Annotated in this window: 10 protein-coding genes; 3 read left to right on the forward strand and 7 right to left on the reverse strand. The window is 62.5% G+C overall.

Translation table 11 applies throughout. From position 1 onward, the window contains the following. Positions 1-2: 2 nt before the first annotated feature. From AYX22_RS16605 to AYX22_RS16620, 4 genes are read right to left on the reverse strand one after another with little or no spacing between them, the layout of a single operon-like run. On the reverse strand, positions 3-1409 hold the full coding sequence (locus AYX22_RS16605; RefSeq protein ID WP_207594368.1) for a glycoside hydrolase family 32 protein: 1407 nt from the start codon (positions 1407-1409) through the stop codon (positions 3-5). 28 nt (positions 1410-1437) lie between these two features. Further along, positions 1438-2310 (reverse strand): carbohydrate ABC transporter permease, encoded by an 873-nt coding sequence (locus AYX22_RS16610; RefSeq protein WP_207594369.1) that lies wholly within the window; start codon positions 2308-2310, stop codon positions 1438-1440. An 8-nt stretch (positions 2311-2318) separates the two neighbouring features. After that, a complete protein-coding gene (locus tag AYX22_RS16615) occupies positions 2319-3284 on the reverse strand; it encodes a sugar ABC transporter permease (protein WP_207594370.1) in 966 nt (321 codons plus the stop codon). Then, entirely contained in the window at positions 3281-4699 is a 1419-nt protein-coding gene (locus tag AYX22_RS16620) for a sugar ABC transporter substrate-binding protein (RefSeq protein WP_207594371.1), read from the reverse strand. Before AYX22_RS16620 ends, AYX22_RS16615 begins: the two co-directional genes overlap by 4 nt. 155 nt (positions 4700-4854) lie before the next feature. On the opposite strand from AYX22_RS16620, the gene AYX22_RS16625 reads away from it, so the two are divergent. After that, entirely contained in the window at positions 4855-5766 is a 912-nt protein-coding gene (locus AYX22_RS16625) for a phosphatase PAP2 family protein (RefSeq protein WP_207594372.1), read from the forward strand. A 105-nt stretch (positions 5767-5871) separates the two neighbouring features. Here AYX22_RS16625 and AYX22_RS16630 read toward each other — a convergent pair whose 3' ends face one another. Beyond that, complete coding sequence (locus AYX22_RS16630; RefSeq protein ID WP_242703360.1) at positions 5872-6042, reverse strand: hypothetical protein; 171 nt, start codon at positions 6040-6042, stop codon at positions 5872-5874. Between the two features lie 318 nt (positions 6043-6360). On the opposite strand from AYX22_RS16630, the gene AYX22_RS16635 reads away from it, so the two are divergent. Together AYX22_RS16635 and AYX22_RS16640 are read left to right on the forward strand one after the other, a co-directional pair. Then, positions 6361-7710 carry an acyltransferase gene (locus tag AYX22_RS16635; protein ID WP_207594374.1) on the forward strand — a complete coding sequence of 450 codons (1350 nt, stop codon included), beginning with the start codon at positions 6361-6363 and terminating at the stop codon, positions 7708-7710. A 105-nt stretch (positions 7711-7815) separates the two neighbouring features. Further along, entirely contained in the window at positions 7816-9357 is a 1542-nt protein-coding gene (locus tag AYX22_RS16640) for a M28 family peptidase (protein WP_207594375.1), read from the forward strand. Between the two features lie 89 nt (positions 9358-9446). Here AYX22_RS16640 and AYX22_RS16645 read toward each other — a convergent pair whose 3' ends face one another. Then, positions 9447-10379, reverse strand: a complete 933-nt coding sequence (locus tag AYX22_RS16645; protein ID WP_207594376.1) for a hypothetical protein — start codon at positions 10377-10379, stop codon at positions 9447-9449. A 60-nt stretch (positions 10380-10439) separates the two neighbouring features. Beyond that, complete coding sequence (locus AYX22_RS16650; RefSeq protein ID WP_207594377.1) at positions 10440-11657, reverse strand: MFS transporter; 1218 nt, start codon at positions 11655-11657, stop codon at positions 10440-10442. Between the last annotated feature and the right edge of the window lie 142 nt (positions 11658-11799).

Genomic DNA, 11799 nt, shown 5'->3' on the forward strand with positions numbered 1-11799 from the left:
CCTTATGCGGGGAGGCTCAACTCCCACACGTCGGCAGTCGCACCGTTGGGCAAGGTGAGCTGCCATTCCTCCCCCGGGGCCGGGTAGGCCCGAAGGGTGGTGGCGACGGAACCGGCACGGTATACCTCCACGAGGGAAGCGTCGACGAAGATCCGGAGCTCCTCCCCCGCAGCAAGGGAACCCGCGTAGACCACTTGGGCATCGGCACCCGCACCAAGCACCAGCTCCACGGAACCGGAAGAACCGCCCCGAACCAGTACCTCGGCAAACGCAGGCACAGCAACGGAGCCGGCAGCACTTTCAGCCACAGCAGCACCCCGGTACGCCTCAATCTCAGGCGCAGGAGTAACAGTCAGGGCCCCGTCAACCACGGACAAAACGCGGGGGTGCGTCAGGACACCCGCCCACCCGGCGTCGTCGATTTCTTCCTGGGTGCGGCCACGGCGGCCATCGCGTCCGGGACCCTCGTTGGCCCACCCCCACAACAGCGCCGCAGGAGCAGGAACAGCAGCAGCAGCAGCAGACCCGGCAGAATAGGCCAACTGCACAATCTGCGGTGCGTAGAAGTCGCGGCCAAGATCCGCCTTGCCACCCGAGGCAGGAGCAAACACGGGCAACCCCGTGACAGGATCCGCGGACAGGGAGCCGGTCAGGTATCCCACCCCGTTGGCGTGCTCGTGGTCGTCGCCGGAGAGCCATAGGGAGAACATCATGACCCACGTGGAGCCACCGGAAGAGAGAGGCACCTCCACCAGTTGCGGGCACTCCCAAATTTCAGCCGGCGTATGCACAGCGGCCACAGGATCAGCAGAGGTCAGCCAGATGCCTTGGTACTCCCAGACGTCAAGGGAGTCCACTGTGTACAGCAGCAAAGCGGCGCGCCCGTCGGAGAGCCCTGCACCCTGCATGGCGTAACGGGCACCGTTGAAGCGGAAGATGAAGGGGTCGCGGACGGCGGTCACCAACGGATCCTCAGGCATGGACGCAGCCACGTGCCCGTCTTGCTCCCACGTCACCAGATCAGCGGAACCGCGGGCGATCACCACTTGCGAGTGCCCGCCGTGGTCCTTGATCCCGGAGTAGGCGGCGGTGGGCACGCCATCGTCCGAGGTCACAACGCCCGTCCAGCAACCGGCGGAGTCGGGCCCGCCCGCCTGGGGAGAAAGCGCCACAGGGTGCTCTTCCCAACGCACCAAATCACCAGAGCTCACGTGCCCCCAGTTGATCTGCGAATGCCGCGCGGACGAGGGGTTGTACTGGAAGAACACGTGGTACCGGCCGTTGATGAAGCTGATGCCGTTGGGATCGTTGATCCAACCCTGCGCCGGACGAGGGTGGAAGCGCGGGAAGGCGGGATCCGGGTGTGTCGCCGCCATGGAAAGAGAGGAAGAGAGTGCAAGGTCCGTCAACGGAACCCCTTTCAAAAGAGGGTGTGAATTATTTGCCCGTGCCCGCGGTGAGTCCGTCCTGCAGCGCGCGCTGGCCGAACATGAACACCACCAGCGCGGGAATCATGGAGAGGACAACGCCGGCCAGGACCACGGAGATGCTTCCGGTGCCGAGGTTGCCTTGAAGGGAGACCAAGCCCAGCGGGAGGGTGAAGTTCTGCTCGGAGATGGTCATGATGAGGGGCCTGAAGAACTCGTTCCAGTGGAAGTTGAACGCCAGAATGCCCACGATCGCCAGGCCCGGCATGGCCAGCGGCGCATACACGGAGCGGAAGGTCCGCCACGGCGAGGCGCCGTCGATCGCAGCCGCTTCAGCGAGCTCACCCGGCAGCCCCATGAAGTACTGGCGCATCAGGAAGGTACCGAACGCCGTCGGAATGGCCGGAATGATCAGCGCGAGCAGCGTGTCCGAGAGGCCCACGCCACGGATCAGCATGAAAACGGGCACGATCGTCACCTGCGCCGGAACCATCATGGTGGCCAGCACGATCGAGAACAGGGCACCCCGCCCCCGGAACTTCAGGTGCGCAAACGCGTACCCTGCCAGTGCGGCGGTGATCATCTGCCCCACCGCGATCAAACCGGTCACCAGGGCGCTGTTCACTACCAGCGCCACAATGTTGAGCTGCTTGAACACTTGTTCGTAGGAGGTCAGGTCCGGATTCAGGGGCAGGAAGGTGGGCGGCAGCTGGAAGGATTCCGACGGCGGTCGCAGCGAGGTGGACAGCGTCCACAGCACCGGCCCCAGGACAAAGACGGACGCGATCAGCAAGACAACGACGCGGATGGCCACTGACCAGTCGCGCTTCTTCCGCTTCACTACAGGCGCCGTGGTGGTGACACGTTCTTGAATGGTAGTCATGGCGGGCCTTACTGGTAGAAGACGAATCGTTTGCTGAGCCGGAATTGCGCGGCGGTGATGGCCATGATGATGAGCGTCAGGATCACGCCGATCGCCGATGCCTCGCCGAACTCAAGGCGCTGGAATGCGGACTCGAAGATCACCATCACGGCTGTACGCGTCGAGTCGCCGGGCCCGCCGCGGGTGAGGACATAAGGCTGGTCGAACACCTGCAGCGCGTTGATGATCGCCATGACCGAAGCCACCAGGGTGGTGGGACTGAGCAGCGGCAGGGTGACGAACCAGTGCTTGCGCCAACCCGTCGCACCGTCAATCGACGCGGCCTCGTACGTCTCCACCGGAATGGAGGCCAGGCCACCGATGAACAGGAGGAATGAGAACCCGAAGTTTTGCCACACGTACACAAGAATTACGACGGCGGCAGACCCGGTCGGCGTCGTCAGCCACGGGACCGCTGGGATGCCCACGATGGACAGCAACCAGTTCACCACGCCGAATTGCTCGTTGAAGAGGTAGCGCATGAAGATCGATACCGAGGCCGCGGACAGGATCAGCGGGAAAAAGAAGGCGGAGCGGAAGAACACCCTGAGCCAGGCCGGGAGCTTCTCCTGCACCATGATCGCCAGGCCCAGCGCCAGTCCGAGTTGGAGGGCCACTGCCACCACAACGAACACGATGGTGTTCAGGAACGAGACCCGGACGGTGGGGTCCTGGACTACCTCGGCGAAGTTATCGAAACCCACGAACGTCGGCGCTGAGATGATGTCCCAGCGGAAGAAGGCGAGCGCAATGGAAGCGACGATCGGCAGGAGGGTAAAGATGCCCATGCCCACGATGGTTGGGGCCAGGAAGGCCCACGGCAGCCAGCGTTGTTGGACGCGGCCGCGCTTGGAGATTTGTCCGTTCTTATGGGCGGCCTGGCGACGACCCGGCTCACTCCCCGTGCCTGTAGGAGTACTGGTGGCGGTGCTCATGGCTGCCTCCTCAGGGCAATTTCGAGGTCACGCTGCATGGAGCTCAGGGCGTCTTTGAGTTGGCGCTCGTCCCCACTGACAGCCAGGCTGACGTTTTTCATGAGGGCGGTTTCGACGGCGGCCTGCTGGGGTGGCGCTGGAATGGGCCCTGTGGTGGGGAACTTGTCCAGGGTGTCGTAGAAGACCTTCCAGTTCCGTGGACCTGTTCCTGCGTAAAGCTGTTCGTTGACCATGGAGCGCCGGGCGGGTGTGGTGTTCGGTGTGGGGAAGACGATCTGCATGGCTTCGCGGCTGGAGCTGAACTTCACCCATTCCCAGGCGGCATCCTTGTCCTTGGCGGTCTTCATGATCGCGTACCCGGCTGTGCCGAACTGGTGCCGTTGGGTGCGCCATTTGGGGAAGAACTGAACGTCGAAGTCGTTTTCGGTCATCCCCGCCTCGTGGAGGCCTTGGACCCAGTAGCCGCCCGCCGGCGTCGTACCTATCCTGTTGGAGGCGAAGAGGCCGATCAGAGCGCTGCCGCCGCCTTCCTCCGGCCGGACACCCAGCCCGTCCTTGACCAGTCCGCGGAGGTAGTCGAAGGATTCGAAGACCCGGGGATCGTCGGCGTTGGGTTCCAGCCACTGGTAGCCGCCGGAGCGGAGGCTCCGCGAGGGATCGTTGGCGTAGAAGCCGTCCCACAGCCACTCGCCGCCCGGGGACTTGGTCTCCTTGAGGAAGCTGGTGTCGTTGGCGTAGAGCCATGGCACCACACCGCCGAAGAGGCGGTTGGTCCAGTAGTACGGCGTGAAGTCCTTGGGATTTGCCTTCTTCATGGCTGCGAGGGTGCTGCGGAAGTCGGTGTGCGTCCAGTTGTCGGAGGGCCGTTCCAGTCCCGCTTTAGTGAGCGCAGTGGTGTTGTAGTACATGTTGGCGGCATTCCAGTCGATGGGGAGCTGGAACAGGCTGCCTTTGTACATGAATGCTTCCACCAGGCTGGGGTGGACGTCCTCGAAGTACTCCTTCATGTGGTCCGCGTCCCGGCGAAGGTAGTCATCCAGCGGATGGGCCAGCTTTTCTGCAAAGAGCTGCGCGCCTTCCGTGGCCACGTACACCACGTCCGGCGGGGTGCCTGCTGCCACCATGGTGAGGATCTTGGTAAAGAAGTCCTTCCAGTCGACAGCTTGGATCGCCTGGACCTTGACCTTGATATCAGGGTGGACTTTCGCAAAGGCATCGATGACCTTTTGACGGGCTGCGGCGTCGGCCGCGGTGCCCATGATGGCGATGCTGAGGCTGTTGTCTCCCCGGCCGGGGATGTCCGTCCCGGTCAAGCGCGGCCACGACGCCGCGGTTACTCCAACAATCCCGGCGCCGAGGGCTGTGAGGGCACTTCTGCGTGTGAATTGACGCAAAGCCCCATTGGTTCCCGACATGTAGATTTCCTTCCCTAACACGTGTTAGGAAGCCTAAACCTGTCACCTAACACGTGTCAACCGTCACAGGAATGTTGCAGGGATCTCACTTTGCCGCGCCACGCTAAGGCCGAACTCACACCGGCCTTCCAGAGAACTGTGGCACCCTAGACAGAATGAGTTCCCAGCAATTCCGCACCAGCGGGAGGTCGAGCAAACGGCCGCTTCAACAGCGCGACGCAGGCATCGGAACAGGATTCCTTTTCATCCTGGCCACCATCACCAGCGTGGTGGGCCTGGCCGCAACGTACTACTTCTTTGTGCGCACCACCATGGGCCAGTTCATCGACGAATCAGCGCTTGTTGAAGCCACCGTGCTGGGCGGAACAGCCGGGAGGGCCTCTACGGAGTTCCTGGACATGCTGCCCATGCTGTCGCTCGCGATCGCCGCCATCATGGTGCTCTTCGTAACCATCGCCCGGCGCCGCTGGAAAGCCGCCGGCATCGCCGTGGCCGCCTGCATCGCCGCCAATGCAGCCACGCAGATCCTCAAGTTCCTCATCCCGGACCGGCCCGACCGCGGCGTCCAAACCCTGGAATTGAACTCACTTCCCTCCGGGCACACCACCCTTGCCGCCTCCGCTGCCGCCGCCGTGTTCCTCATGGTGTCGCCACGCTGGCGCCCGCTGGCCGGGTTCCTGGGCAGCACCTTCGCCGTGGCCACCGGCGTTTCCACGCTCATCAACCAGTGGCATCGCCCAGCCGACGTCGTAGCGGCCTTCCTGGTAGTCGGCGCCGTCATGGTCCCCGCGGGGTGGCTCATCCTCCGCACAGGGACCAGCTGGAACGTGTGGAAGGGTTACGGCGAGCACTGGGCGGCATCCCGGCTGTGGGTATGGCTCACGGTAACCGCGCTGGTGGTGGCCGGCGTTGTCGCGGCCTACTCACTACTGCAGGTCATGCCCGGCCTGAGCACCGACAGCACCATCGACTACTTCTGGGCCGGCACGGCCTTCATTGTGATCGCCGGCTATCTGTCAGCACTGGGCGGCACTTGGCTCTTCGGACTGGCTGCGCGGAAGAACTAGACGCTCCATACGCACGACGGCGGCGCACCCTTCCGCGCCGATCGCACCAGTGCTTACGGCGGCGATTCGCGCAAAACGGTGCGCCGACGGGTAGCGACAGGGCTGCTAGTCCTCCGGACCCACTGAATCGAAGAACATGGGGTCCTCCGCGGCCACATTCCCCCGAAGGTGCGCCTGTTCCCGGATGAAGAGTTGGTCATCCGCAGTGAGCAAAGTGCCGCCGTGGATGTCCACGGCCCCGTCCTCGCCGGTTTCGTCATTGAAGATGGCAGTCATGGTTCGGGGCACAATCTTGCTTCCCGGATTGTCGATGAGCCATTGTTGCGTGTCCGGAGAAAGCTGACTCCAAAATTCCCTGATGTGCATAGTGATCAGCGCTGCCGTTCATTGTTGGGGTGGATTTGTGGGACCTGAATGCGCTGCGCAATCTCTCTGGATACTGGGGCGGGTCCTCCTTCTTCAGGCTACGCCCCGTCGGGTCATTCCTGACCCAAATGCCAAGACCTTTCTGAACAAGACGTCGACGTAACCCCGTTCAGTGGGTTACAGTTAATCCACTCGTTGGATAAACAAGGCAACTTCCCAGGAGCACCCATGTCTTCCACCCTCAGTCCCCGCCCGGCCCCCGCCACGGCATCGACTCTCTCCCTCCCGGCGTCCCGCGATCTCGTGGTCGATTTCATTCGCGTCGCCTGCATGTTTGCCGTGGTGGCCGTCCACCTGCTCATGATGGGCATCAGCGTGGACTCCTCCGGCATCGGGGTGGGGAATCCCCTGACGTCCTTGAGCTGGTTCGCGCAGGGTACGTGGTTCGGCCAGGTCATGCCGCTCTTCTTCGTGGTGGGCGGCTTCGCGTCGCTTACCTCGTGGCGGAGCCTGCAACGCAAAGGCGGAGACGCCGGCGACTACCTCCGGAACCGCGTGCTCCGACTGGTACGTCCCACGGTCGCCCTCTACGCCTTCCTCACCATTGCGCTGTGGAGCGCGACGGCGGCCGGCGTCCCGGGCGACCTTCTTACCGTTATCGCTGCGGGCGCCGGAGTTCAGTTGTGGTTCCTGGCTGCATACCTGATCTGCCAGGCGATGGTTCCCACCATGGCCAAGCTCCACGGCCTGGCACCGTACCGGACCGTCGCAGCGCTGGCCGCTGGCGCCGTCGTCGTTGATGTTGTTCGCTTGGGCTTGGAGCACAATCCGTGGGGTTTCGACTCAAATCCGGTCGGACTGCTGAACATGGTGTTCGTGTGGGGGTTGCTGCAGCAGCTTGGCTTTTTCTACGCCGATGGCTTCTTTGACCGGTTTGCCCGCTGGAAGCTGGTCCTGGCCGCGGTTGCTTGTTATGGAGCGCTGGTCCCGCTGACGGGTGCCGGCCCCTACCCCGTGGATATGCTGACCAGCCAGAACCCGCCGATGTTCCCGCTGGTGTTGGTGGGCTTGGCGCACGTTCTGCTGGTGAAGGCCGTGTATCCGATGTTGCAGTGGTGCGTACGGGTGGGCTGGGTGCAGAAGGTGATGTTCGTGGTGGGCAGCCGTGCCATGACCATCTACCTGTGGCACCTGCCGTTGATCATTGCCTTGTTCGGGATCGCGCTGGTCCTGCGGCTGCCGTTCCCTGAGCCCGCCAGCACCGAGTGGTGGCTGAGCCGTCCCCTGTTCTACGTTGCAGCGTGGGCGCTGGTGTTGCTGGTCTCTACGCCGCTGGTCCGCTTGGAACTTGCCGGCACCGCGCTGGCTCCCGGTGCTTCAAGACCGTCCATGTGGCGTATCGCTCTTGGTACTGTGCTGGCGATCATCCCGCCCTTCGTGGTGATGAGGCAGGCCCTTGATGTCACCAATGCGACGTGGGGTTTGGTTCTGTTGGTGATCGCCGTGGCACTTGTTACCGGCAAGGTCCCGGACCGGGCGTGGAAGACGCCGCGGCTGATGGGGCGGACAGAAGCCTGACCGGCTCAATAAAGCAAGCCTTCACCAGCGGGCTCCCGCGGGGTAGATTCTGCGCTACCGCACCCGGCCACCCAATTACCGGGTCACCACAGGGAGATGCAGGACATGCATACAAAGCACAAACCACGCATTGAAAAACGAACCTCTGCCCTTGCAGCAGGAGTGGCGACCATCGCGATTCTTGCCTTAGCAATAACTCCACCCGCGCTGGCTGCCAAAGGGACGGACAGTCAGGCCCTTCGGGACGCCGTCACTGCGGACGCAATCGTCGGCCACCTCGAAGAACTCCAAGCGATCGCTGAGGCCAATGGCGGCACGCGATCTGCCGGTACTGCGGGCCATGTGGCCTCGGCGGAGTACATCGAGGATCAGCTTGAAGCCGCAGGATTCGTGACACAGCGCCAGTACTTCGAATACCTCAAGTTCAACCTGACGGGTGAATCTTTTGAGCGCCTTACGCCAACCCCAAGGACATACACCGAGGACGATTTTGCTGCGATGTCGTACTCCGGCTTCGGCGAGGTTACGGGGAATGTGACCCCGGTGGACATCAATCTCACAGGCGACCGTGCCTCAACCAGTGGTTGCGAGGCTATCGACTTCACCGGATTTGTAGCCGGAAGTATCGCACTCATTCAGCGTGGCACCTGTCCTTTCAACACCAAGGCCGTGAACGCCCAAGCTGCGGGGGCAGCAGGCGTGATCATCTTCAACCAGGGCGACGCCGATGATCGGCTGGGCAGGGTGGATGGAACCCTCGGCGCCCCCACAGCTGACAACCCGGAAGTGACCGTCCCAACGGTAGGTGCAAGCTTTGCGGTCGGTGAGGAACTGGCCGGTCTCACGGGTGCTACGGTGCGCATCGTGGTTGAGGGCAATACCCAGCCGATCGAAACCTTCAACGTCCTGGCAGATACGGCCGGGCGCGCAGACCGCACCGTGGTGGTGGGTGCGCACCTCGATTCCGTCGCTGAGGGTCCCGGCATCAATGACAACGGCTCCGGATCCGGTGCCATCCTTGAGACGGCCTTGCAGTTTGCGGCACTTGGAATTTCTCCGGAAAACCGCGTGCGGTTTGCCTGGTGGAGCGGCGAGGAAGATGGCCTGATTGGCTCCGACTACTACGTGGCCCAACTGAGTAAGAGTGACGTCAAGAACCATGCACTCAACCTCAACTTCGACATGGTGGCTTCACCCAACCCGGTCAGGTTCGTCTACGACGGTGATGGCAAACCACTCGGAACCGCGGGGCCCAACGGTTCAGCCTTGATCGAGAAGGTGTTCCTGGACTACTTCGCCTCTCAAGGTCTGGCTACGGAGCCCACAGAGTTCGACGGCCGCTCGGACTACTTCGGGTTCATCGAAAACGGCATTCCGGCCGGTGGCCTTTTCACTGGTGCTGAGGAGATCAAGACCGCGGAGCAGGCGGCCATTTACGGCGGCACGGCAGGCGTTGCCTACGACCCCTGCTACCACCAGGCCTGCGACGACATCACCAACATTGACACTGCGGTCCTGGAACAGATGGCCGACGCCATTGCCCACTCCACGCTGGTCTTCGCTGAAACCCAGTCCGCGGTGAACGGCACCGCGAAGGGCACGGGCAACCTGAAGCTCGATTTCAAGGGCAACCAGGCAGTCCGCTAGTAGTTCTGTTTAAATGCGACAACGGCCGCCGGGCAATCCCTCACGGGGCTGTCCTGCGGCCGTTGGTGTCGTTGCGTTGGAGAGCAGGCCTATGTGTCGGAAGCAGCCTTTGCTGGAGCTGTATCCAACACACGCCGTTTCACGTCCTGACGGGTCGTCTCTGCTTGGAATCCAGAGGCAGTGAGTCCCGCCCGCCAGTCCCCGCGACACTTCGCCAGTTCTTCGAAGCACGCCCTGATCAGTTCCTTGGGCGGGGGGATGTGGCCATCACCAGTGTCGGGTCCCCACCGGTCCATCAGCATGAAGAGGTTGTCCGAGTCACCAACAACATCAACAAATGGCAGCTGGTGCTTCTGGATATGGAACCAGTCCTTGGCGTTCTGAATAAGAGCCACTGTGTGACTGAAGCCCGCCGAATACGCCGGAATAAGGTTATGAGCCACGCTGGCCGGTAATTCGGACATATCCTTGCCGTCCATCTCCCAGGCGTAAGTCATGTAGCGCTCCACCGCCCCAGGGTAGAAACGGGAAATGGATGTCTGCGGATTGACAGCAAGCGCCAGCGATGTTGGGAAGAACCTCGACAAAGCAAGGCTGGCGTATCCGCCGGCTGAACTGCCGAAGAACACCAGGTTGTAACCTCCGGTCTCCCTCACAATGCGTCTAACAACGTCCGCCAGGGTCTCCTGAAGGTCGGGCTGCTCTTTTGAGCCCGCATACCAAGCCAGGTTGAAGTCAGTTGATTTGCGGAGGCTGGGATCTGAGATAAAAATGCGGTTGACAGGTAGCCCGGCGGTGACTCCTTGCCCCAGGAACCACGGGAGTCGGACGTCTTTGTCGACCGCTCCGTGGAAGCACACCAAGGTGGTATCGGAATCGGCGGGGACGTTCAGTATCTCAAGCGGCAAGCCCTGGTGCTGGATCTCGATCAGCCCTGCAGGAACCTCTTCAGCGGACAGGAATGAGTGAAGGTCCGGGAAGCTGGATGGCGTCGGGGTATCGACAACTAGGTTTTCAGACACCACGGTAGTCTAGCCGCGGAGGTCGGAGACCCCAGAATCCCGGAACATGACCAGCACACCTCAGTAATTCCGCCGGTGCTTCAATCTGGGAATTGCGACGGCGAACACTACTGCCGCTGCGAAGCCCAGTACGCCTGTGGCCCAGATCCCTGCGGACAGCGAGATGGCGGCCGTCAGCCCGGAAAGCAGCACCGGTCCCCCGGTTCCGCCCGAGTCAGCAATGAAGCGCCAGATGCCCAGAAAGTGGCTCCTGCCGTTGTCCGGCGAGAAGTCGGCACCCAAGGTCATAATGAGTCCTGAACTAATGCCGTTGCCGAACCCGATCAGCAGCGCGACCAAAAGCAACGGCACAAACCCGGCAGTGAACGGAATCAGGATCAAGGCCGATCCCATGATCACCGTGGACGGGATGGCCACCCATTGCCGGCCCTTCCTGTCCATAAGCTTTCCGGCAGGGTAGAACACCAGCATGTCGATTGCGCCGGACAGGCCGAACAACAGCGAGGCATGGGTGGCATCAAGCCCCAAGTGATCCGCCCACAACGGGATCACCACCTGACGCGAGGCACGCAAGGCACTCAACAAGAGAATTCCGAACCCAACGGTCAGGAACACGCCCGCATGGGAGGCAGCGACGCTCCGCAGCGTGGACGCTGGAGGGCGAGGGGCGCCGTCGGACGTATCCGGAGCCACTAAATCCGGGATGGTGAGCGACAAAGCCGCGGCCGCCATCATGCCCGCAAAGCCCACCCAATACGCGCCGCTTATGCCCGCAAACTGCATGACGCCGGCCCCAACGAACGGTCCAATGAAGAGACCGATCCTGGTCACGCCACCCAATGTGGACAGTGCCCGTGCGCGATAGAGAACCGGGACCGCTTCGGTGAGGAATTTCTGCCGGGCAAGGTTGAAGACGCTGGCTGACATGCCAACGAGTGTCATCGAGACCGCCAGCAGCCACAGGCCGTGCTCCATTTGCGGTGCGAAAGCCGCCGCACCCAGCGCTATTGCGCCCAAGGCACCGGCCCCGACGATCGACCATCGTTCGCCGAACTTCTCCGTGATGATCGACGCCGGAATGTTGAAGATCCAGGAGCCCAGTCCAATCAGCGTCACTATCAGCGCGGAAACTGCCACGGACGCCCCGAGGTCACGCGCCGAGAGCGCGATGACCGGCAGGACCGCCCCTTCACCAATACAGAACAGCAACGCGGGCCCGAAGGCCGGCAAAGCAACGCTGCGAAGGCTGAACGTTTGGTTTGTCTGGGTCTTGGTCATCCCTTTCATCCTAGGACTGCGATTACCGAGGTCAGGGGCAGCATTACGTTGTGCAATGCCCACCCGTGTCCCAGTGCGCTCCGCAGTCCGTTGCGGCCCCTGGGTCCGGAGCCGCAACGAACTACCTGCCGAGCGGGATTGC

The organism is Arthrobacter sp. D5-1, from assembly GCF_017357425.1.
GTDB lineage: Bacteria > Actinomycetota > Actinomycetes > Actinomycetales > Micrococcaceae > Arthrobacter.